This is a genomic window from Staphylococcus sp. HMSC056G08, assembly GCF_001812305.1.
In the GTDB taxonomy this organism is placed as follows: Bacteria; Bacillota; Bacilli; order Staphylococcales; family Staphylococcaceae; genus Staphylococcus; species Staphylococcus simulans.
This window is the reverse complement of sequence record NZ_KV808540.1, coordinates 1-23,820: the sequence shown is the minus strand read 5'-3', so window position 1 is coordinate 23,820 and position 23,820 is coordinate 1. Positions and strand designations below refer to the sequence as shown.

27 protein-coding genes and 1 pseudogene are annotated in these 23,820 nt (G+C 34.6%); all 28 read left to right on the top strand.

From position 1 onward, the window contains the following. The first annotated feature begins 79 nt into the window (after positions 1–79). The 28 genes and pseudogenes from HMPREF2846_RS13425 to HMPREF2846_RS13305 all read left to right on the top strand — a co-directional run bounded on the left by HMPREF2846_RS13425 (position 80) and on the right by HMPREF2846_RS13305 (position 23,771). Positions 80–376 (top strand): hypothetical protein, encoded by a 297-nt coding sequence (locus HMPREF2846_RS13425; RefSeq protein ID WP_070626852.1) that lies wholly within the window; start codon positions 80–82, stop codon positions 374–376. Between the two features lie 2 nt (positions 377–378). Next, a complete protein-coding gene (gene rinB, locus HMPREF2846_RS13420; protein ID WP_070626851.1) occupies positions 379–555 on the top strand; it encodes a transcriptional activator RinB in 177 nt (58 codons plus the stop codon). A gap of 1 nt (position 556) precedes the next feature. After that, on the top strand, positions 557–910 hold the full coding sequence (locus HMPREF2846_RS13415; protein WP_070626850.1) for a hypothetical protein: 354 nt from the start codon (positions 557–559) through the stop codon (positions 908–910). Positions 911–1,041: 131 nt separating this feature from the next. Further along, entirely contained in the window at positions 1,042–1,227 is a 186-nt protein-coding gene (locus HMPREF2846_RS13410) for a hypothetical protein (protein WP_023016051.1), read from the top strand. Positions 1,228–1,307: 80 nt separating this feature from the next. Beyond that, positions 1,308–1,706 carry a hypothetical protein gene (locus tag HMPREF2846_RS13405; protein WP_023016050.1) on the top strand — a complete coding sequence of 133 codons (399 nt, stop codon included), beginning with the start codon at positions 1,308–1,310 and terminating at the stop codon, positions 1,704–1,706. A gap of 178 nt (positions 1,707–1,884) precedes the next feature. Further along, positions 1,885–2,268, top strand: coding sequence for a nucleoside triphosphate pyrophosphohydrolase family protein (locus HMPREF2846_RS13400; RefSeq protein ID WP_070626849.1), 384 nt, complete (start codon positions 1,885–1,887; stop codon positions 2,266–2,268). A gap of 5 nt (positions 2,269–2,273) precedes the next feature. After that, entirely contained in the window at positions 2,274–2,639 is a 366-nt protein-coding gene (locus HMPREF2846_RS14955) for an HNH endonuclease (protein ID WP_070626853.1), read from the top strand. 92 nt (positions 2,640–2,731) lie between these two features. Then, positions 2,732–3,205, top strand: coding sequence for a phage terminase small subunit P27 family (locus HMPREF2846_RS13390; protein WP_023016047.1), 474 nt, complete (start codon positions 2,732–2,734; stop codon positions 3,203–3,205). Continuing rightward, on the top strand, positions 3,202–4,905 hold the full coding sequence (locus HMPREF2846_RS13385; RefSeq protein WP_070626843.1) for a terminase large subunit: 1,704 nt from the start codon (positions 3,202–3,204) through the stop codon (positions 4,903–4,905). The genes HMPREF2846_RS13390 and HMPREF2846_RS13385 overlap by 4 nt, the downstream gene beginning before the upstream one ends. A gap of 38 nt (positions 4,906–4,943) precedes the next feature. Beyond that, on the top strand, positions 4,944–5,114 hold the full coding sequence (locus HMPREF2846_RS13380) for a hypothetical protein (RefSeq protein WP_226956288.1): 171 nt from the start codon (positions 4,944–4,946) through the stop codon (positions 5,112–5,114). Between the two features lie 4 nt (positions 5,115–5,118). Further along, positions 5,119–6,375, top strand: a complete 1,257-nt coding sequence (locus tag HMPREF2846_RS13375; RefSeq protein ID WP_023016044.1) for a phage portal protein — start codon at positions 5,119–5,121, stop codon at positions 6,373–6,375. Continuing rightward, positions 6,368–6,943 (top strand): HK97 family phage prohead protease, encoded by a 576-nt coding sequence (locus HMPREF2846_RS13370; protein WP_023016043.1) that lies wholly within the window; start codon positions 6,368–6,370, stop codon positions 6,941–6,943. The genes HMPREF2846_RS13375 and HMPREF2846_RS13370 overlap by 8 nt, the downstream gene beginning before the upstream one ends. 93 nt (positions 6,944–7,036) lie before the next feature. Next, positions 7,037–8,275, top strand: a complete 1,239-nt coding sequence (locus tag HMPREF2846_RS13365; protein ID WP_023016042.1) for a phage major capsid protein — start codon at positions 7,037–7,039, stop codon at positions 8,273–8,275. A gap of 13 nt (positions 8,276–8,288) precedes the next feature. Beyond that, the gene (locus HMPREF2846_RS14525; RefSeq protein WP_023016041.1) at positions 8,289–8,444 is read left to right on the top strand and encodes a hypothetical protein; all 156 of its coding nucleotides are present in this window, start codon (positions 8,289–8,291) and stop codon (positions 8,442–8,444) included. Between the two features lie 9 nt (positions 8,445–8,453). Continuing rightward, positions 8,454–8,744 carry a head-tail connector protein gene (locus HMPREF2846_RS13360; RefSeq protein WP_070626841.1) on the top strand — a complete coding sequence of 97 codons (291 nt, stop codon included), beginning with the start codon at positions 8,454–8,456 and terminating at the stop codon, positions 8,742–8,744. Beyond that, the gene (locus HMPREF2846_RS13355; RefSeq protein ID WP_023016039.1) at positions 8,725–9,057 is read left to right on the top strand and encodes a phage head completion protein; all 333 of its coding nucleotides are present in this window, start codon (positions 8,725–8,727) and stop codon (positions 9,055–9,057) included. The genes HMPREF2846_RS13360 and HMPREF2846_RS13355 overlap by 20 nt, the downstream gene beginning before the upstream one ends. Beyond that, positions 9,057–9,434, top strand: coding sequence for an HK97-gp10 family putative phage morphogenesis protein (locus tag HMPREF2846_RS13350; protein WP_060804534.1), 378 nt, complete (start codon positions 9,057–9,059; stop codon positions 9,432–9,434). Before HMPREF2846_RS13355 ends, HMPREF2846_RS13350 begins: the two co-directional genes overlap by 1 nt. Then, positions 9,431–9,793 carry a DUF806 family protein gene (locus HMPREF2846_RS13345; protein WP_060804532.1) on the top strand — a complete coding sequence of 121 codons (363 nt, stop codon included), beginning with the start codon at positions 9,431–9,433 and terminating at the stop codon, positions 9,791–9,793. Before HMPREF2846_RS13350 ends, HMPREF2846_RS13345 begins: the two co-directional genes overlap by 4 nt. An 11-nt stretch (positions 9,794–9,804) precedes the next feature. Then, positions 9,805–10,491: pseudogene (locus HMPREF2846_RS13340) on the top strand (major tail protein); the annotation flags it as partial. 95 nt (positions 10,492–10,586) lie between these two features. Beyond that, entirely contained in the window at positions 10,587–11,033 is a 447-nt protein-coding gene (gene gpG, locus HMPREF2846_RS13335) for a phage tail assembly chaperone G (protein ID WP_060804529.1), read from the top strand. 59 nt (positions 11,034–11,092) lie between these two features. Continuing rightward, complete coding sequence (gene gpGT, locus HMPREF2846_RS14290) at positions 11,093–11,215, top strand: phage tail assembly chaperone GT (RefSeq protein ID WP_105978203.1); 123 nt, start codon at positions 11,093–11,095, stop codon at positions 11,213–11,215. A gap of 17 nt (positions 11,216–11,232) precedes the next feature. Beyond that, positions 11,233–16,239 carry a phage tail tape measure protein gene (locus HMPREF2846_RS13330; protein ID WP_070626839.1) on the top strand — a complete coding sequence of 1,669 codons (5,007 nt, stop codon included), beginning with the start codon at positions 11,233–11,235 and terminating at the stop codon, positions 16,237–16,239. 1 nt (position 16,240) lies between these two features. Next, positions 16,241–17,734 (top strand): phage distal tail protein, encoded by a 1,494-nt coding sequence (locus tag HMPREF2846_RS13325; protein WP_070626837.1) that lies wholly within the window; start codon positions 16,241–16,243, stop codon positions 17,732–17,734. 15 nt (positions 17,735–17,749) lie between these two features. Next, positions 17,750–22,456: a phage tail spike protein gene (locus HMPREF2846_RS13320; protein ID WP_070626836.1), complete on the top strand. Its 4,707-nt coding sequence runs from the start codon at positions 17,750–17,752 to the stop codon at positions 22,454–22,456. Then, entirely contained in the window at positions 22,443–22,610 is a 168-nt protein-coding gene (locus HMPREF2846_RS14520; RefSeq protein ID WP_155974680.1) for a hypothetical protein, read from the top strand. The genes HMPREF2846_RS13320 and HMPREF2846_RS14520 overlap by 14 nt, the downstream gene beginning before the upstream one ends. 43 nt (positions 22,611–22,653) lie before the next feature. Continuing rightward, positions 22,654–22,938: a hypothetical protein gene (locus HMPREF2846_RS13315; RefSeq protein WP_060804518.1), complete on the top strand. Its 285-nt coding sequence runs from the start codon at positions 22,654–22,656 to the stop codon at positions 22,936–22,938. Positions 22,939–22,975: 37 nt separating this feature from the next. Continuing rightward, a complete protein-coding gene (locus HMPREF2846_RS13310) occupies positions 22,976–23,392 on the top strand; it encodes a hypothetical protein (RefSeq protein WP_070469054.1) in 417 nt (138 codons plus the stop codon). Beyond that, complete coding sequence (locus tag HMPREF2846_RS13305) at positions 23,376–23,771, top strand: hypothetical protein (protein WP_070469052.1); 396 nt, start codon at positions 23,376–23,378, stop codon at positions 23,769–23,771. Before HMPREF2846_RS13310 ends, HMPREF2846_RS13305 begins: the two co-directional genes overlap by 17 nt. The last annotated feature ends 49 nt before the right edge of the window (positions 23,772–23,820 follow it).

The following is a 23,820-nucleotide window of genomic DNA, read 5'->3' as shown; positions in this document are numbered from 1 at the left end:
TGGTACAAACGGGTTCGGAAGCACAGGATATTAATCAGCTTGGCGGTTCGTCCGCCTTGCTTTTAGGAGGTAAAAAATAATGGGAATTATATTTTTATATTTAACATGGGGGATATTTGCATTGCTCATGATTGCGAATCTTGTAAAAGAATTTATATTTTTTAAAAACAGAAAAACCAAAATAAATCTGTTTGTAGATTCATTGCATTCAACGATGTATGTATCTCCTAATAAAAAAACTACTGATGAAGAATTACAAAAGATAATTGAAGAATACAAAGACACTTATCAAGTTAAAATTATTGAGCCTAACCAAAACATCACAGGTATTAACAAATATGTAGTAGATTTTACGCATAATAAGAAGGAGTCTTGAATATGATTAAACCAATACTCAAACTAATCTTAACGCTTACGCTATACGAAACAGCTAAATACATCACTGAACAACTTATCGTTCACGTAACACAGAATGATGATGTGGAAGTACCTGCAGACTTCGACATACACGATCATATACATCTTAATGATTTAAAAGCAGAGGTGAGTGATTGATGTGGGCGAGAAGGTAAACGAAGAGAACAAAAAATTAGACTTTGATAAAACGAAAGAAAATGAAAGAGAGCTTCTTATAAAGGGTTATCATTATTGTATTGAATATATTGACGAACAAATTAAGCAGGCAATTGATAATGGTATATACAGAGTATCTTTAAGTGTTTTTGCTTTACAACTCACTCTTATTTCTAATGATGCAGGAAGAATTAATGATGATACTATTCAAGCAGTTATATATCATTATAAAAAACAAGGGGTTAAAGCCTATATTCATTTTGAAGAAGGATATGGAGGTGTAAATATTAGAAAATTTCCGGAGAAAGAACTCATTATAGATTGGAGTAATGTATAAATGTGGATAGCACTAACCATTCTCTTCGCTCTCCTCTCTCTTGTGCTTTATATGGCGAATAGAGAGTTGTATGAAGAGTTGGAGTTGAGGGATAATATAATAGAAAAATTGATTGAAAGGAATGGAAGAAAATGAATAAGAGAGATTATTACTTAAAGTTAATTAAAAAGATTGAAGGACGTATAGAGTTCTGCGAAGAAGAAGTACAATGTATAGAAAACAGTATTAAAAAGGAACAACAATATTTGAATAAATTAGAAGACGAGTTGAATACACTAGAAGCAGTTAAAGAAGATATCTTCAACAAATTATTATAACGTTAGGTTATCACACATCGCGAAAGTTATAATAAAATGTTATGATTGACGTATACATCATTCATCAATGGAGGTTATACATGTATACGCCAACCGAAGTAAAACAATTGATTACAGATTATCATTGGATGCGCAGATTGATTGATCATCAAGTATATGAGTATGATAGTACATCTATCGGTCAATATGGTATTGAGTCATCAATGCCTAAAGCTCAAGGGACTACAGGTAACAAAGTTTTAGTAAGGGTTATACAGAATGATAAAGATAGACGTAAGACACAAGACCTTATAGATAAGGTGACGTTTATCGATAAGTATGAACATCTGATTACTAACGATAAGAACTATCATATTTTACAGTTACTCAAACAAGGAGAAAGTATAACCGCTATTGAAGTGTTTATGAAGTCCAGCAGAAAGAATATATATAGCAGAATAAATCAGATAGTAGATGTATATATGAAAGTGCAAGGGTAACAGAATACACAGATTACACACTTTACACAGATTACACACTGTTTTGTTTAGCTGAATTAATTTTATATAATTGAGTTACAACAATATTATCAATTTGCAAAGACACGCGCGATCAATACTATATTATAACTGAGGCACATCACTAACGTGGTGTGTCTCTTTTATTATGAGGTGAACAATGGAACTTAATAAGTATCAGTCTCTAAAGAAACCTAAAGACAAACAACATCATATACTGCATCTGATGACATCAGTAGGTAATATTGCTGATGTATATAACAATGATACTGATAAAATAGGTAATGAAGAACTTACAGTTATGTTAGGAGATGTGTTAGAAGATTTAACAGCGTTAGCTACATTGAATAACATAACGCTAGATACAGTCGCTGGTATCAATATAAATAGTTATCAACCTAACATGCATAACCTAATTGATGTAGGAGATACTGTTACGTATGAGAAAGAAAGATATATTGTACATGATGTTATTGGTAATCAATTGTTGATTGCTAACAGAGATAAAGACTTAGTAATTGATATTAATTCATTAAGAAGGTGAAAGCAATTGGGATAATGCGTAGATGTAGTCACCCAACATGTAATACGTTGATAAGCCACAATGAAACATATTGCAACAAGCATAAGACTTATATTAACGGTAAATACAATGATTTGAGACAAAGAAATGACCCAGAATACTTAAGGTTTTATAAATCAAAACAATGGCAGAACATGAGGGAACTTGTGATGATAGATAATCATTACTTGTGTAGACAATGTGGAAGGCAAGCAAATGTTGTTGACCATATCATACCAACAAAAATAGATTGGTCGAAAAGATTGGAAAAAGAAAACCTTCAACCATTATGCAATGAATGCCACAACAGAAAAACGAAAAGAGAACAAAGTGAAGTCCCCCACAGGAAATAACGGGGTGTAATATTAAACTACTCGAGAACGAGGCAGAGTTTTCTTCTCAAAAAATTCCCTTTATCTAGAAATTTTATTAGGAGGTGCTAAATTTGGCTGGTAGACCTAAAAAATTATTGATGAATTCCAATAAAAATTATACAAAAGAAGAAATTATCGAAAAAGAACGACAAGAAACACAGTTGAGTAAATTCTCCAAAATAGATTCTACACCACCAAGCTTTTTAGATGAAATTGCAAGAGAGGAATACTTACGGATTATCCCTCATATGCAAGAATTACCAATTTCTAACTTAGATAAAGGTCAAATTGCACAATATTGTAGTTTCTATAGTGATTTTGTAAAAGCAAGTTTAATTTTAGAAAAAGAAGAACTAATGATTGAAGACACACGAGGTAATATGAAGATCAATCCCGCTTTCAATGTAAAAGAGAAGGCGGGTATTCGTATGCAGCAAACAGCCAACACATTAGGATTAACTATTGATAGTAGACTGCGAATAGTTGTTCCTGAAGAGGAAGAAGAGGACGACCCATTTGCACAATTTGCGAGTGATGCTCAATGATAGATTTTGTAACACTATACGCTAAGAAAGTTGTTAGTGGAGAAATCTTAGCAAGTAAGAAAAATATAGCAGTGGCTCAAAGACACTTAGATGATTTGAAAAATGCTCCATTAGATTGTTATTTCGATGTTGACCAAGCAAATAAAGCTATTAAATTTATAGAAATGCTTCCTGATCCTAAAACAAATCAACCTATGCCTTTAATGCTATTTCAAAAGTTCATTGTAGGTAGTATATATGGATGGCGTAGACGCGGTGGTTTCAGACGTTTTACGAAAGCTTATATTAGTATGGCAAGAAAACAAGGTAAGTCATTAATTGTCTCAGGTATGTCACTGAATGAATTGTTATTTGGTCAATATCCTAAATATAATCGTCAAATATATGTATCATCTTCGACGTATAAACAAGCACAGACGATTTTTAAAATGGCAAGTCAACAAATTAAATTACTACGTTCTAAAAGTGATTTAATCCGTAAATCTACAGAAGCGCGTAAAACAGACCTTGCGCATATAACATCAGAGAGTGTGTTTGAACCGCTTTCTAATAATCCAGATGCGGTTGATGGTAAAGACCCTACCGTTGCGATTTTAGATGAATTGGCCAGTATGCCGGATGATGAGATGTATTCAAGGTTTAAAACAGGTATGACGCTTCAAAAGAATCCCCTTACTCTCTTAATATCTACAGCAGGTGATAATTTAAATAGTCAAATGTATCAAGAGTATAAATACATCAATAATATTTTATCTGGAGAGGTCAAAGCGGATAATTACTTCGTATATTGTGCAGAAATGGATTCAGAAGATGAGGTAAATGATGAATCTTTATGGATTAAAGCAATGCCTTTGTTGGAATCAGATGAACATAGGGATACAATTCTTCGTAACATTAAAGCGGATATTCAAGATGAGTTAGAAAAAGGGACATCATTCCATAAAATACTAATTAAAAACTTCAATCTTTGGCAAGCTAATAAAGAAGATAGCATAATAAACATCCGAGAGTGGGAAAATGCGGAAATTGAGAAAGACGTATCAAAAATATATGGAAGCGATGTTTATATTGGGGTTGACCTTTCAAGGTTAGATGATTTAACCAGTGTAGGTTTCCTATTTCCGCAAGAAGATAAAACAATGTTGATTGATAGTCACTCATTTATAGGTTTACGAACTACATTAGAGCAAAAATCAAAAAGAGATAAGATTGACTATCAAAAAGTTATTCATAATGGAGAGGCAGAAACAACCCGTTCACCTTCTGGAATGATTGATTATCGACAAGTTATTGAATTTATTGCAGATATCATAGACAAATACAATCTCAATGTTAAAGCTGTTTGTTATGATCCTTGGAATGCACAATCTTTTATCACTACCCTAGAAACAATGATGATTGATTGGGATTTAATTGAAGTAGGCCAAAACTTTAAACAACTTTCACAGCCCATAAAAGAATTCAGAATGTGGATAGCTGAAAGGCGATTAAAACATTTTGGTAATGACTTGCTAACAATAGCAGTGAATAACGCAGTATTAGCTTTTGATTACGAAGATAATGTGAAAATTGATAAACGTATCAACAGACAAAAAATTGACCCTATTATTTCAATAATCACAGCATTTAGTGAAGCACGTATGCATGAATTTGAAATTGATTGGTCATCTATTTATGAAAGTGCTGAATTTGGCTTCTAGGTGGTGAGTAAATGAATTTTAATAAGATATATATTTTTTTGAAATTGCTAATTGTTAATATCGTCAGTATCTTATTTTTAATAGGTTTAACTGTGGTTAATATTGCAATGTATATCGGCTTTGGTTTAGTTTTCGGATTAATTGCTACAGGTTTAACTTTGATTCTGATTGCGTTAATTATCGATCATGAGTCTAAAGAAAGGGGATAAATAAGTGGGTATTTTCTATAAAGCAGAAAAACGAGATTTACAGTACAACGAAGAAGACTTGCAAATGATGGTTAGTACATTGCCAGGATTTCAAGGGAGTAATATTCGTGAATATGCGTCTGTTGATGCTATTAAACACAGTGATGTATTTACTGCTGTCACAATGATTGCATCTGATTTGGCTCGTATGCCCATCAGGCTAATGGAAAACAGAGAAATAGATTATAATAATCGTATTACTCACTTGTTGAATACAAGACCAAATGCAGTATATAACGGCTATATCTTTAAATTAGTTGTGTTTATCAATGCACTATTAACATCTCATGGTTATGTAGAAATTATCAGAGATAAATTGGGGTTACCAGAAGCGTTAGTTTTTAGAAAAACATCAGAAGTTCAATTGAAAGTATCAGATGGTGGTTATTATTATTATAAATTTAGAACAATCACTGAAAATGGAAAGATGATTGAACGAAAAATTAATTTTGATGATATGTTAGATATAAAATTTTACTCATTAGATGGTATTAATGGTTTATCTTTATTAGATACACTCAACAAAACCATTGATGCAGATAATAATGGTAAAGATTTTCTTAATAATTTTCTGAGAAATGGTACACATGCAGGCGGTATTCTTAAAATGAAAGGCGTTTTAAATGATAAGAAAGCAAGAAACCGAGCAAGGGAAGAATTCCATAGAGCTTTCAGTGGTACTAAACAGGCAGGTAAGGTTGTTGTTCTAGATGAATCAATGACATTCGATCAACTTGAGGTAGATACAGAGGTTTTGAAACTTATTAGAGAAAATAAGTCGTCTACTCGAGAGATTGCCGGAGTATTTGGGATACCCCTTCATAAATTTGGTGTAGAAACAACTAATATGAGTATCACAGATGCTAATTTAGACTATTTATCTACATTAAAACCTTATACAACATGTGTATGTGCAGAATTAAACTTTAAGTTTAATGATGAAATCACAGATGATTTTAAAGAGTTTATCTTTGACACTACTGAAATTCGTGTGGTAGATGAAAAAACACAAGCAGAAATAGATAAAATCAACTTGGATAGTGGAAAAACAAATATTGATGAAATTAGAAAGCGTGATGGCTTACCACCTATTCCTGGTGGACACGGCAGTATTCATCGCGTTGACTTAAACCATGTGAATATCAGTCTGGTAGATGAGTACCAAATGAATAAATCGAAAGGTACAGACAACAAACTGAAAGGTGGTGAACAAAATGGATAAAGAAATCAGAGTAGGCGTTGTTGATGAGGTAAGGACTAGTGATGACCAAAAAATGATTATTGAAGGTTATGCGTTAAAGTTTGATACATGGTCAGAAGATTTAGGTGGTTTCAAAGAAACAATCTCTAAAGAAGCATTAAGAAACACAGACTTATCTGATGTACGTTGTTTAGTCGACCATCAACCATCGCAAATCATTGGAAGAACAAGTGCTGGTACCTTAGCACTTCGAGTAGATGATGTTGGATTAAAATATCGTTGTGAGTTACCTAATACAACATTCGCACGTGATTTATACGAAAATATGCGCCTTGGTAACATAAATCAATGTTCATTTGGTTTTATGTTAGATAAGAAAGGCGATGAACTGCGTTATGATGAGCAAGAAGGTATTTATAAACGTACTTTAAAAAGCATCAGTCAATTAACTGATGTATCGGTGGTTACTTACCCAGCCTATAAAGATACTGATGTTAAACCAGCAATTAGAAGTATAGAGAATTTTGAACGAGAAAAACGCAAGTTCAAACTTAGAAACAAAATTAATGAATATGCTAATCAAAAATAATATTCGGTGAAGTTGAACACCATAAAAAATACAACCTAGGACATGTCTATAAGATGATGTCTTTTTTTAATATTAAAAATTGGAGGTTCTATAATGAATAAAAAACAAAAACTACAAGCATCGATTAAAGATGCACAACGTCAAATTGACCTAAAAGTAAAAATCGCTACGCGTGCGTTAGATAATGATGAGTTGGAGAAAGCAGAACAACTTGAACAGGAAATTGCAGAATTACGCAAAAAAATTCAAGAAAAAGAAGAAGAATTATCTAAAATTAAAGAAGATGATGATAATAAAAGTAACGAAGGAAATACAGAACCAAGTCAAACTGAAGGTAATGTGAATGTACGTTCAATGGGTAAATATGGTAATGTTTTCGATTTAGCTATTCCTGGGCAACAAACACAAGTAACTTCACAAGAAGTTAGGGATTTCCAAAATTATCTTGAAACTCGAGATGACATTCAAGGTGGATCATTAAAAACAGATTCTGGTTTCGTTGTCATTCCAGAAGAAATTGTGACTGATATTTTAAAACTTAAAGAAGTTGAATTTAACTTAGATAAATATGTAACAGTTAAGAAAGTTAATAATGGTTCTGGAAAATATCCAGTTGTACGACAATCAGAAGTTGCAGCGTTACCAGAAGTTGAAGAACTTGCTGAAAATCCTGAGTTAGCAGTTAAGCCATTCTTCCAACTGGCATATGACATCAAAACACGCCGTGGTTATTTCCGAATTTCACGTGAAGCAATTGAAGATGCGAAAGTCAATGTGCTACAAGAATTAAAATTATGGATGGCTCGTACGATTGCGGCAACACGAAACCAAGCTATTATTGATGTAATCCAGAATGGAGGGCCAGGAGAAAATGGAGACAGTACAAAATTACGTTCTGTTGAGGCTGCAGGTATCGATGGCTTAAAAGATGCAATTAATTTAAATGTGAAACCTAACTATGAACATAATGTGGCGATTGTATCACAAACATTGTTTGCTAAGTTAGACAAGTTGAAAGACAAAAATGGTAATTACTTAATTCAACCGGATGTTAAAGAGAAAACACAACAACGTTTGTTAGGTGCTAAAGTAGAGATTTTACCTGATGAAATGTTAGGAGATTCTGGAGCGGAAACGTTAATTATTGGTAACTTAAAAGATGCTATTGTGTTATTTGATCGTTCACAGTACCAAGCTCAATGGACAGACTATATGCACTTCGGTGAGTGCTTGATGGTTGCTGTTCGTCAAGATTGCCGTATCTTAGATTATAAAGCAGCAGTGGTTGTTCACTTTAAAGATGAAGCAACTGAAGAAGTACAAACTTTATAAGGAGGAATAGAACATGGCTAAATATAAAGTGAATCAAGCATATATTGATAAAGAATTAAAACGTACCTTGCAAAAGGGTGAAGAAGTAGAAATGACTGTGAAACGTGCAAATGAAGTTAACAAAAATGGCAAACCTAAAAATGGTATGTTAACTAGAATTGATGACTAGAGGTGAAGTGTGGTGGACTTAACACTTTTAAAAAAGCATTGTAAAATCGACCACAATTCTGAAGATGACTTGCTCAAAGAATACTACAATTGGGCAAAATACGATATAGCTAATGCAGTTACAGATGATATAGAGTGGTTGGAGGAACAACCGTTGTTTAGAGCGGCTGTATATCCTTTGACCGCTTATTATTTTGAAAATCGTATTGCTTTTGAAGAACGAGATTTGAATTATGCGCCACATATGGTTCTAAGTGTAGTTCATAAGTTGAGGGATGCATATGAAATTCAATTCAAATAGATTAAACGAGCGGGTTACTTTTTGTGAAGACATAAGTAAATCTATTAACGGCTTACCACAAAAACCTGTCCCACAAGAATTATATAGTTGTTATGCAGCCATTCAAGACGCGAGAGAATCAGACACACAAACAAGTATCAGTACAGGATCTAAATTTATTAAAACTATTATCATTAGAGATCCTCGTGGTGAATATAAGCCAAATAACAAGCACTATGTGTTACATGAAGGTGAAAGGTATGACATTATTTATGTAAAGAAGGATTATCAAGATAAAGCTTTCATTCGAGTATATTGTGAGGTTATTTTATAATGCCTGCTAAAATTGAAAAAAATGACATTGAGCAAGGTCTTGTTAGAAAGCAGCTTGAATTTAATGCTAAGCAAAATCAAGTGTTAAGAGAAGCAGCTCAAGCGTTAGTACCTGAATTAGCTAGAACCACTCCCGTCAGCGATAGAAAAAAACATGCAAAGAGTCACGTAACTATTTCTAATGTAAGGACTGATAAAAACAGTTATGAAAAGTACATTGTTGTAGGTTACGAAAAAGGTTATTCACATCGTATACACGCAACAGAGTTTGGAACCATGTATCAACGTCCGCAATTATGGATTACTAAGACAGAGAAAAACAATAGACAACTCGTTTATCGAAAGATGTTAAGTGCCATGAAGAAGGTGATTAAATGAGTATAACCGAATTAATCTATAATGAAATCATTAAAGATGAGCGGATTACTATAAAAGATAATGTTTTTAGGTATGTAGTACCTCAAAACTTTCATACACAGACTAGTAAACCAATTGTTAGGATATTTCCTTTGCCTTTTAATCCTGAAGAATATGCTGACAATGAAGAAATGACTAGAGAATACGATGTTCAAGTAGATATTTGGTGGTCTGAAAATGAGCCAAGCGAGCAAGCTGAACGAATTGCAAAAAGATTAAAGGAATTAGATTTTAAATCATATTATAGAGAACCCTTGTACGAAGTAGAAACAATGACGTTTCGTGAAATAATTCGTGCAAATGGTTCTCTTTTTATTTAGGAGGAGTTTTTATGGAAAAATTAAAGTTAAATTTACAGCATTTTGCAGAAAAGGATACAGGAGTTTCCGGTATTGCAATTGGTGTTACAAATTTCTATTGGGCGCCTATTGTTAAAGATACAAGTGAAAACTGGGAAGTAAAACCAGGTTCTCGTACACGTTTCTTGAAAGAAATCGAAGTTGACCGACCACAAGAAGTGGAAGAAGAATATGGAGATAATATGGTTGCAGCAACTGCTGTTTCTAACGGTAAATTATCAGTTAAAACAACTTTCGTTTCCATCCCTGCAGATCAAAAAGCTTTCTTATCCGGTGCTAAAAAAGGTGACGGAGGATATAAATACGGAGCGAATGATATTCCACCAGATGTAGCGGTAGTATTCGAGCGTACAAACCATGATGGCTCATCTGAATGGGTGGGACTATTTAAAGGTAAATTTACGCGTCCATCATTATCAGGACAATCAAAACAAGATAAGGTTGAATTCCAAAATGATGAAGTTGAAGGTTCATTTGTAGACCGTTTATATGATGAATCATCGCATGTGACTGGTTATGATGATAAAGGTTCTACAAAAGGTCGCGACTATGTTTTCTTAGAAACATTCGGAAAAACTTATGAAGATTTTATCAACTCATTAGCACCAAGTGAAAGTGAAACAGTTGTTAAGTCAATGAAAGATAGCACATCACCAGAGGACTCAGAAGAATTACAATCACTATAAAACTTTAAGAGGGGAATTCCCCTCTTTTTTTAATGAAAAATTTAAAATCAGAAAGAAGGAATATAATTATGACAAGAGCATCAATTGAACTTATTACAGGATATACAAAAACAGGTAAACCACAGACTAAAAAATACTTAGCAAAGCCGATGATGTCACTTTTTGACACAATTCAAGGTTCAAAGTTATCTACAAAACTAACAAAAACGTTTAAACAACCGGATTTTGAAGATTTAACACAAGAGGAATTTGACAAGTTGAGTGAAACAGAACAAAAAGAATATCAAGCTAAAGTTGAAGAGTATCAAGAATTGGTTTCAGAACAATTTGAAGTTTTAGATGAAGTTACAGCATTTGTAGCAGAAGGATTTGATAACCAATTCACATCAGAGGAGTTGCAAAAAGGTATTCCAGCAGGCGCTGAAGGTCTTAGTACTTTAGTTACTGTTTTAGAAACACTTATTTCAGGAGATTTAGACGATACAAAAAAGTTCGTGACAGAGAAGAAGAAATAAACCCTGAAGATTTAACTCCTGAAGGCAGATATAACAACTATATGAAGCTTGCAAAAAAGTTGATTGAAGATGGTATGGATGCTGAAAAAGTAGCAAATATGCCTATTCATTTCTTTTTAGAAATTGTAAGCAGCAAAGTGGAAAGCAAGAAAAAAGCAAAAAGCTTTGCAGATATTTTTTAAAGAAAGGAGGTTAGTGTATGGGGAACCCAATAGGTAATATGGTCATAAGAGTTGATTTAGATGGCTCAGGTTTTAATAAAGGAATGGCCGGATTAAATCGACAAATGCGCATGGTATCTCGTGAAATGAGTGCTAATTTATCAAAATTTGGTCGTTATGATCAATCTCTTGAAAAATCTAAAGTTAAAGTAGAGGGGTTAACTAAAAAACAGCGTGTACAAGCTCAAAAAGTAAAAGAGTTAAAACAAGAATATGACAAATTATCTAAAGAAACTGGGGAAAATAGCGCGAAAACTCAAGCAGCAGCTGCAAACTATAATGAAGCATACGCCGAATTAAATAAGTATGAAAGAGAACTGAAAGAAGCAACTGAAGAATTGAGAGCTCTTGAACGACAACAACAAGCTATGAATACTACTATGGGAAAGATAGGTAGTAAGTTCTCTGAAATAGGACCTAAATTCCAAGAAATAGGTCAAAAAATGCAATCTGTAGGACGTAGCATGTCTATGTATGTTACTGCTCCTATTGTTGCAGGTTTTGGTGCTGCTGCTAAAAAGAGTATTGATTTTGATGATTCAATGCGAAAAGTGAAGGCTACATCTGGTGCTACTGGTTCAGAATTCCAACAATTAAGAGATAAAGCCCTTGAAATGGGAGCTAAAACTAAATTTAGTGCATCTGAATCAGCAGCAGCTCTTAACTATATGGCCTTAGCCGGCTGGGATACCAAAGATATGTTAGGCGGTATCGATGGTGTTATGCAATTAGCCGCTGCATCAGGTGAAGATTTAGCGCAAGTCAGTGACATTGTTACAGATGGATTGAGTGCGTTTGGATTAAAAGCCAAAGACAGTAGTCATTTTGCTGATGTTTTAGCTCAAACAAGCTCAAAAGCAAATACTGATGTTCATGGTTTGGGTGAAGCATTTAAATATGTTGCACCAGTTGCTGGGTCGTTCGGATTCTCTGTAGAAGATACATCTATCGCATTGGGATTAATGGCTAATTCAGGTGTAAAAGCATCGCAAGCGGGTACAGCTCTAAAAACTATGATGACTAGGCTGACCGGAACGAGTGGTGAGGCTAAAAAAACAATGGAAAAATTGGGTATTACAATCACTGATAGCCAAGGACAAATGTTACCTTTCAGAGATATTATGGACCAATTAAGGGAAAGTATCGGCGGATTATCCGAAGCACAACAATCAGCTGCAGTAAAAACATTATTTGGACAAGAGGCTATGAGTGGTATCTTACCAATCATCAACGCGTCTGACGAAGATTACAAAAAACTAACTAAGTCTATTGATAACTCAACAGGTGCTTCTAAACGTATGAGTGACGAAATGGAAGGCGGCATTGGCGGTTCGATTCGAAAAATGAAGTCAGCTATCGAATCAATGGCGATTAGTATAGGTGATGTTCTAGCACCACATATACGTAAAGCCGCTGATTTTCTTGCAATGTTAGCTGATAAGTTTACAAATATGCCTGGTTGGGTGAAAACCGGAGTAGTAGGGTTAGGTATATTCGCTGCAGCTTTAGGTCCTTTAATCTTAACCACAGGTGCGTTTACCGCAGCACTAGGCAGCATTATGACTACTTTAGGTCCTGTGATGAAAGGCATAGCTAAAGCTGGTGGCGTAATGAATTTCTTAGGAACCAAAGCGCCGTTTGCTGCTAAAGGCTTGACTTTAGTAGGTGGAGCTTTTAAATTCATGCTTGGTCCAGTAGGTTTAGCAATTGCAGCAATAGTAGCAATCGGTACAGCATTTGTAATTGCTTATAAAAAATCTGAAACATTCAGAAATATAGTTCACTCTGTAATAGATCCAGTGATGAATGGCCTAAAAAAGATGTGGGATGTTGCTAACCAAATATTTAATGCTTTAGGAAGTTTATTATCTGGTAAAACATTACCAACAGTGGATTTATTATCCAAGATTATGCCTAAAGAAACTGCTAGAAAAGTGACCGTTACTTTAATGCAAATTAGACAAGTATTTATAGACGCTTTTAAAGGTATTTGGTCATATATACAAGAAATAGGTAAGAAGTTATCTGATTTTTGGAAGGAAAATGGAGATACTATCATCCAAGCATTAGCCAATATTTGGAGTGTCATATCGACTGTCTTTATAGAGATTAAGAACTTTTTATGGCCTATTTTACAAGAGTTAGGCGGTCTTGTTCAAACTATATTTATGAATGTTATAGTTCCAATTATCAAAATAGCAATGGGAATTATATGGAATGTAATGAAGTTTTTATGGCCACTAATCAAGATATTAATCGTTGATACTTGGAATAATATCAAAAATATTATCAATGGAGCTTTGGATATCATTTTAGGTATTGTTAAGATATTCAGCGGACTATTTACTGGCCAATGGAAGCAAGTTTGGAATGGTGTTAAACAAGTATTCAGTGGTGCATTAACGCTTATATGGAACCTTATCCAACTTTGGTTTATCGGTAAAATACTTAAAGTAGTTAAGATATTCAGCGGACTTTTCAAAAGTGTTATAAGTTCTGCTTTTAAACATATCAGAAGTGTAATAACTACAGTCCTTAAGTTTATTTGGTCTATTATCAGCACGATTTTCAAACGGATATTAAGTATCACTAAAACGATATTTGGTGCCGTGGCAAAATTTATTAAGTATATATGGAATGGTATAAAAAATACTATCGTCGGAGCAGTTAAATTTATTTATAACGGAGTTAAACGTTACTTTACCGCAGTTAAAAATACTGTGAACAAAATATTTACTGCTGTAAAAAGTTTTGTCGTCAAAACATGGTCGAATATAAAGAACACCGTTGTAAAATATGCTAAAAGCTTATGGACCGGCGTACGTAATACATTTAATGCTTTATCCAAAGGTGTTCGTAATATTTTTAGTCGCTTACGTAGATGGTTATCAGACACTTGGAGAAATATTAAAAACACAGTAACTAGATACGCCTCACAGTTATGGGCGTCAGTCAAGAAGACTTTTAATAATTTATACAACGGTACTCGTGATATAACTAATAATGTTAAGAGAAAAGTAACAGGTATCTGGCAAGGAATAAAGAAATCTGTAACTGGTATTGCTAGTGCGTTATGGAGTTCTGTTAAGAAGACTTTTACAAACATGCGTGATGGATTAGCTAATATCATTGGTAAAATTAAAGATCATATCGGCGGCATGGTAAGTGCTATCAAAAAAGGTTTGAATGGTCTTATCAAGGGCTTAAACTGGGTAGGTTCTAAGTTGAGCTTGCCTAAAATACCTAAATTATCAACTGGTACACAAAGAATTAATCGCCACGTTAGAACAACATCTGATGGTCGATTAAAAGATGGCACTATGGCTATTGTGGGTGATAGAGGACCGGGTAACGGAAAAGGTAAAGACGGTCGTCGTGAATTAATACAGTATCCTAATGGACGAATGGCTATGACGCCAGCAAAAGATACAATGACATGGTTGCCAAAAAATTCAAGAGTAATAAGTGGTAGCATGAGACAACGTTATGAAGAGGCAGAAGGTGCAGGTATGGCGCCTAGATTTAATTTAGGTACGATTCCTAGACTTAGTACAGGTACTTGGTTTGGCAACGCTAAAGATTGGGTTGGAGATAAACTGAAAGGTGCCGGTAAAGTTGTTGGCAATAGTGCAAAATGGCTCTCTGAAAAAATCGGAGATGTTATGGACTACATGGACGAACCAGGAAAATTACTTAACAAAGTGCTTTCCATGATGGGTATTGACTTTAGTTCTCTTACAAAAGGTATGGGTATCGTTGGAGATATTACACGTGCTGCATGGAAAAAAATAAAAAAAGGAGCACTAGATTGGATTAAAGGTGGGTTTGAGGCTCAAGCAGGAGATGGATCTGTGTTTGAAGGATATGGAATTCTACAAAAATATTCTGCTCCGCCATATCCGCCGAATCCTAATTATCCTTTCAATGGCGGAGTCCATCACGGTGTCGATTATGACATGCCTGTTGGTACGCCTGTGCGTACACCGATGGCTGGTCGAGTTAGAAGTTGGTACGATAACTACGGCGGCGGTAATGCTATCACTGTTTCAAAAGGTAAAACATTTTTATGGTTCATGCATCTTAGTAAGCAACTTAAGAAGACAGGAGAACAAGTTAAAGCAGGACAACTTATTGGTAAATCAGGTAACACGGGTTCAATGACTAATTATCGACATCTTCACTTCCAAGTCAATCAGGGCGGAGAATCCAACAGTAACTCTGTAGAACCGCTTAGCTGGTTAAAGAAAAATGGTAAAGGTATCGGCGGTAAATCAGGAAAATGGAATGGCAATATTCGACAAGCATTAAAATTAGCCGGTTTGCCTACATCTCAAGCATACGTAAATGCGTGGGCGAGACAGATTCAAACAGAATCAGGTGGAAATGCTAAGGCTATCGGTGGTACTGATGGTTTAGCGGACGGTCGTGCAATGGGGCTTGTGCAAGTTAAACCTGGTACATTTAATGCTTTTAAATTACCAGGACATGGTAATATCATGAATGGTCTAGATAACTTAATTGCTGGTATGCGTTATGCAAAAGCTAGATATGGAGGTAGTATATTATCAGTAATAGGACGTGGACATGGGTATGCGACAGGTGGACTCGTCCACAATGGCTTATATCATTTAGGCGAAGAAGGGTACCCTGAATGGATAATACCTACTGACCCAAAACGAGCAGATGATGCAGCTAAATTACTTGCATTGGCTAATAAGGATATTAGTAAAAACAAACGTCCTAGCCAATTGAAAAGTGTCAATAACCTTTCTGATGATGGTCATACAGTGAGTGTCTTAGAGAAGAAAATGGATAAAGTAATTGGTTTGCTTGCTAGATTGGTTAGTGCTGGTGACACAATTGCAGATAAGGATTATGAACCAGTCATTGATAAATACGCACATAAACAACAAGTTTTTGACGCAATAGATGATTATAATAGACAAAAACAAAGACATAGAAGGTTTAATCCTGGAGGAGTTTAAAATGCTAGATACAATAAAAGTTAATAATAAAACAATTCCATGGTTAGTAGTAGAAAGAGGGTTTAAAATACCCTCTTTTAATTTTGAAATAGAAACTGAAGATGTACCGGGAAGAAAAGGTTCAGTTTTTAAAAAGAGAGAGGTGAAAGGTTATGAATTTGACTTACCTTTAATAGTAAGTAATGAACATCTCTCACACGGTGGAATGAAAAAACACGATGATATTTTAAATGAGATAGTACGTTTCTTTGATTATGATTATGAAGTTCCATTACAATTCATGACACAAGATTGGTACTGGAATGCTTTTTTTGAAGGTCCTGTAGAAATTGATAAGACACCTAGAGGAGTATTGTCATTTGTTATAAAGGTTGTTTTGGTAGACCCATACAAGTATGCAGCAACCGGCAACTACAACACTGCTATATCAGACCAAGTGTCTATTGTGAATAACGGTACAGCTGATACACCCGTCACAATAGAAGCGAGGGCATTAAAAAATGCTAACTTCTTCCAAATTGCCAAAGGCGATGAGGACTATTTTATGATTGGTGACGATGATGTAGATAAACCACTCAATGACTATTCACCACTCATTTTAGGTGATGAATTGCGCGTGTTTAAAGGCTGGAATAAACAAGATGCCAAAGACTTCACTGATAACCATACAGGCGGTGACGTTGGTGGTGCTTTCAGTCAATCTTCAAGCAAGGAGTCATTCTACCTAAACACAGAAAGCGTAACGGGTAGTGGTTGGCAGGGCGCTATGTATAAACGTAGCTTTGTCAATTATGCGAGCGCTCAAGACTTTTCAACGACTGTTAAGTTTGGCCTAAACCAACGTCGTAAAGGCGCAGTACACTTCGCACAGTACCTCTACGATACAGACGGACGAGTGATCGCTTCAATTGGTTACAGTAATCCTAACGCCAACTCAAACACAGGACGTATCATTGTTACACTGTTTAACCAAAATGGCGACCAAGTTAAGATATACGACTATAAAAACAATCCTAGTTTATACAACAAGGATGAGTTTGTGGTCTATATTAAGTTGGAACGTCGTAGCAATCAATTTAAAATAAAAACCTGGAAATATAGAGAGATTCCTTATCCGTTAAGAAAAATCGCGTTTGATCAGCATGAAAAAATTTATATGGATAGCGGTAAATTCTACACACGACCTATTGCTTCGTTATCTTTATATTCTGCTAAGAATGGTAATAATCCAGTCATGCCGCTATATATTTTCGGTACTTATACGAGAGAGCTATTGCCTAAACCTAAAGGGGCAAGAGATATGATTATCAAAAAAGGCGATGAAATTTTGATTGATATGCGTAATCATAATGTATTAGTAAATGAAGAGCCTTTTTTATCTGAAAAAACTTTTGGTTCTAACTATTTCAATGTAGAAAAAGGGCATACAGAATTAATTATCTCACCGTTAAATACATTTGATACAACGGTTCGTTGGCAAGATAGATATTTATAGAAAGGAGGTTGCAATTTGCTGCATATTTTAGACTATGAAGATAAAATTATAGACTTTATTTCCGAAGATGACGCATCAATTATTAACGCAAAACATAACCGTGATATTAATAATCGCTCAGAAACGTTTGACTTTACAATACTGTCAGAACGAGCTATAAATATGCAAAAGAATTATAGAGTCATTATTCAAGATAGCACTGGTCAGTATAGAGAATTTATTATCGAACATATTTCACAAGATATGGATGGATATACTGAAATAGAAACAACAGCTTCATATTTAGAAGATATAACCGGTGCGCCTCCTTATGCACCAGGGAGCTTTGAGAAAAAGACAACCACAGAAGCCTTATATGATGTATTGAAAGATACGGGATGGCAAGTGTCAGAAGCTACTGAATATGGGGGTATACGTACGACATCATGGACTGGTTTTCATACACGTTACGATATACTGGTGCAATTGTGTACGACTTACGATATGATAGTTGATTTTTATATCGAGTTAGGTAGTAATACAGTTGATGGTCGCTACGTTGTGCTGCGTAAGCGAAATCCTATATTTCAAGGTAAAGAAATAGTTAAAGGTAAAGACTTAACTGGTTTAAAGCGAATTGTTGATATGAGCGAAGTTAATACCGCATTATTATGTGTGGGTCCTGAAAAAGAAGATGGATCACGTATTACTTTAACCGTCAAAGATGATGAAGCCCAAGCGCAATTTGGATTGCCAGGAAGATATATTTGGGGTATCTATGCACCTGAAACTGAAGATGAGAATATGACTGAAGCACGATTACGTTCATTAGGTACAACTGAATTGAACAAACGTAAAAAAGAAAAAATTAGTTATGAAGTAACATCTCTAGATATAAAAGAATACCAACCACATGAAGTTGTTCATATCGGCGATATGGTACGTATCAAAGATAGAGATTTTACGCCTCCGTTGTATTTAGAAGCTGAAGTAATCGCTGAAGATTATGACATGGTTACTAAAGAATCAACATATTCCTTTGGCGAGTATAAAGAATATCGTGAAGATGATTTACGACAAGAGTTTTATAAGCATCTTAGTAATATTAGACAACGAATGAATGATAACTTCAGCAATGTAAATACTATTGTTAGGGAGACCAACAGTCAATTACAGTATTTCGAAAAGAAAATTATTAAGTCGCAAGATGCGCCGGAAAATCCAGTCAATGATATGTTGTGGTTAGACACTAGTAATCCTAAAGTAGCAGTGTTACGTAGATACTGGAACGGACAGTGGATAAATGCGACTGCCGAAAAAGCTGATGATATTGACGCAGTTACACGCGAGAAAGCTTTGTACGATGATTTAAATAACACATTTATAAACCTGAACATTCAACACAGCAAGTTATTAAGTGAAGTATATGAAGTTATAGACAGTGAATACCTTGTCGATACTGCATTGCAACAACAAGTTCAACAAAATTTAGATAATACAATCAACGTCTATAATGCAATTAAGACAAACCTTGAAAGTATGACACCGGAAACAGCGACAATCGGTAAACTTGTCGATACACAAGCACTGTTTTTAAAATACAGTGACTTGCTACAAACACTGTACAACTCATTAGAAAACGCTAAGATTGCAATAGATGATCGTTTCAAATTACTGCAATCTCAATACACAGATGAGAAATTCAATGATGCAATGTCTAAAGTAGCCGAAGGAATCGGTGGCACATGGAATGCTGAAACAGGTCAATTACTTGCTAATATTCCAAGTCAACAAGAATTAGAAGACGCGTTGAAAACCTATATTAACGGTCAAGACGACGCACTGAAGCAGCTTATTGACGGTCAAGTTGATAGTAAGCTCATACAAACAAAAAATGAGCTAAGCAACAGTATAAGCGAAGTTAGTGCTAAGGTGGACGGTATTCAAGTCGGTGGAAGGAACTTAGTTTTAAAAAGCGATGTGCCATATTCTAATTCAAGCTATTTAATTGCTGATTACACACTTTCTAAACCAATTGAAGTTGGAAAAACATACACAATCACAGTAAAAGGCAATGTAGAAAATTCCAATGGTGGTTTAGCGATTTTACGTGATAACGGTAGATACTTTATAACATCGAATGCAGATAAGATTTCAGATGAATTATATAAAGTGACATTTGAAGCAAACGACGACACATTTATCACAGATAATATTAGATTATATAACTATCCGAGTGATACCCGAGTGAAATCAAACATCGAGTGGGTAAAATTAGAAGAAGGTAATATGCCAACCGACTGGACACCTGCGCCAGAAGATACTCAAAAGGCAGCACAAGCTTATACGGATGAAATGCTAGAACCAATCACATCAACACAGATACAGCAATCATCAGATATTCAGCAACTTAAAGATGGTTTTACATTAAAGGCTGATAAGAAAGATATTACCACATTATATGATGATAGTATCGCCCCATTAGAAAGACAGGTTAATAACAATTCCTCTGAGCTAAAAATACAATCAGATAAAATTGATAGTAAAGTATCAAATGAACAATATACTGCAGATGTGGACGACATCATTTCTAAATTGAATAGTGCAGAATCACAACGTATACAATTATCTAATCAAATAGCTGATAAAGTGAGTATATCCGAATATACCAGTGGTATTGATTCAGTCAAATCTACAAATAGAAATTATATACAATCGTACTACTCTTCTGTACAAAATAGTACATCGGGTATAGCAAAAGGTCCTTATAACGTAGAGTTAAATGCAAGCCAAAGGATCAATTTTTATTTTTATGATAGAGATAACAGTGGTAATCCAGCCTTAGAACAAGACACTGACTATATTCTAAACGTACACGAAAGCAGCCCGGAAATTAAAGTGGGTGTTTTTTATAAAAAAGGGTCTTATACAATTGTTGGTTACACAACTGATAAAATTATACGTTTTAATACTGGTAATAGAGAAGATATTTTAATAGTTATTTTGTCGAATACTAATAATCAATTTATAGGTAAAGTTAGTTTATATAAAGGCTCGAAAGAGCTTGATTGGTCACCTGCTCCAGAAGATGTAGAATTATTAGGTATGACGGCTGAAAACAATGCCAAATCATATACAGATAAGTACAAAAATGAAAATGAAGCTAAATTAAATCTTATTAATACTGAAATTGCTCAAAATGGTAGAGACATCAATGCACGTGCAACAAAAGAGGAATTTAACGCAAGCAGAAAAACATTGTCGAAAGTAGTCAGTGATTTAACTGTCAATACAACAACCGGCCTTACATTGTCTTATGATGAAAACGGCAATATTACATCAAGTACAGTTGGCCCCGATGGCATTATGTTGAAGGGTGACCGTGTCAACATCAATGTGAACAAAGATTTTCAAGTGTTAGCTGGTAATGTAAATAATAAGGTCGGTAAAGATGAAATCATTAATCGTTTAAACTTATCACCAGAAGGTTTAGACATCAATGTAAATAACTTAGGTATACGCGGCGGGGATAGTACAAATTATTTATCAATCAAGAATCAAGAAATATTATCCCGTGGTACATTCACAAGGACATGGGGCGGCGTAACTGATACACCTAGTGCAGAAATTGGAATTAAAGATGGATATATTCTTTCCAGAAATAAAAAAACAGGATATAACCTTTATATGACTGAAAAAGGACTATCCACAATGATGTCCGGCGGCGTCGGTTCAGAACAAGCTGGTGCATTAGAATTTCATTACGATTTATTTAATGATAATTCACGTGGTGTGCGCCTTTCGTCTACTTATGGAGTTGTATTCCTGCACTCTGAAAATAGTCGTATCTATACTCGATCCAGATATACAACAAACATTGAAACTTGGGAAGCATCTGTATATATTCGACCTCAAGTTTATTCTCGTCCAGGTACTAACGAATTCAGTTTTTACCTCAAAGATAATGACAATGCTAAAGATACGGATGGTACATTGCTATTTGGTGAAATCTATGACGATAGAGGACAGGCAGGCTCAGGACTAAGATTTAAAAAAGCAGGTTTTTCTGGACAAACAGAAGGGGAATATGAACCTGTCGTATACGCTACAGATAAATTTGGAAATATTGGAACAGGTAGTTTTCACGCAAGAAACTTTTATGGAGATTTTCAATCACGTAGTGGATATTTATATCTTAAAGCAAATAACCGAGTTCGTATCACAGACTACAAAGGTTATAACAACGGTAATCCAACATATGGTGATTTACAGTGCAGGTGGATACAATCTGAAAGTATCCGTACAACAAGCACTAATTTTTATATCGGTACATCAACAGGTGAAGTAAGAGTTACTAACAACTTGCTTTATAACGGCGGTAATATTGGTTATAAGCCTATTAGAGCTGAAGCATTCTATAACTCATCTTTAGTGGATTACAAAAAAGATATAAAAAAATGGGATTATGACGCATTAAATGTTATTGCTAATGAATTGCAGCTTTACCAATATAAATACAAGAAAAATAGTATAGAGGAGCTCAACACTGATGAATACAATCATCATGGTTTAATTATCGGCGACGGTTACCAAACACCGCCTGAATTCATCCATAAAGACGGTGTAAATCTTTATGAAATGGTTTCATGGTCACTTCGAGCAATACAGCAATTAAATGACATTACAAATGAACAAAGTGAAAAAATCAAACAATTGGAGGAACAAATAAATGAATCAAAATAACCAATTACAAGCAGATCCAAACAAGGTAATTAATAACTTATTGAACAGAATCACTGAGCTGGAAAAAGATAATGCAATTTTGTTCGCATTGTATCAAGAGGAATTAGAAAACAAACAAAATACTGATGAAAATGACCGTGGTGTAAGTGAGTAACTTATACCACTATTTTTATACAAATTTTTAGGAGGAATTTATTATGGAAAGAATCAAGGAATTTTACTTAGTGGAAATTAATAAATATGGAGAAGAGAGTGCATTAATGCAAAATTATTCGAATGGCTTCGTCAGAGGGGCTTCGCCTAATACTGCTTATAAATTTCAAGAAAAAGAACAAGTGATCCAAGCTTGTAAGGTTCAAAATATGCTTGCTACTATTTTGAACAATGGGACTAAAACTTATTTTGTGGAACAAAATATTGAACGTGAAATGTATGATGAGAAAGGTGAAGTATATGTAAAAGGCGAGGTGCAAGAGGTATAGCCTTTTTCCCTAACTTTTTTAGAAAGCAGGTGAATGGATGAAAAAGCTGAATCTATCAGAGATGATAGCAAGCACCCTATTATTCGGAACAGGGTTATTCACGTTGTGGAGAGGGTTGTTCTGGACAATTGAGCAAGACTCGATTTTAGGCGATTCTGCTTTTTATAGAGAATTACACAACCTATTACCGATATGGATATGGGGTGTGTTGTTTTTACTTTCAGGCATATTATTAATGTGTGCAAGTTATTTACTACCTAAACAAAATCAAAAAAGTTATTGGCTAATCACAATCGGAAGTCTTATATCATTCGTTATGTATTTTATTATAACAAGTGCAAGTGTTTACAACGCAATTAATTGGTTATCTCCTATTCAATTCGCTACACTTTCAGGGGTTTATTTAGTGCTGATGTTTTTCGGAGGGTTTGAAATTTATGCCGAGCGAAGATAAATATGTACTACGTCATGAATGGGAAAGAGCGAATCGTAATATAGATGGGAAGATTAATGAAGTAGATAACAAGCATATAGCATTGCATAACGATTTAAAACTACTGGTCACACGATTAAACGATAGTAACGATGCATTAATTCAAAGCCAATTAACTACAAATAAGACTTTGGAAAAAATCAACGACAATCTTATAGGATTTAATAATCGTATCAAAGACGTTGAACATACTTCTGATATAACAATAAAAAGGTTAGATTCGATTGAAAACTTTGTATCTGAAAGGCAAAAAGGAAATATGCAGATATGGGTTGCAATCATTGGTGCTATATCTACTGTATTAGTCGGAGCATTAGGATTTGCAGCAACTTTTTTCTAAGTCGGCGCACTGCGCCGGCTTTTTTTACTATACGGAGGGATTTTATGAA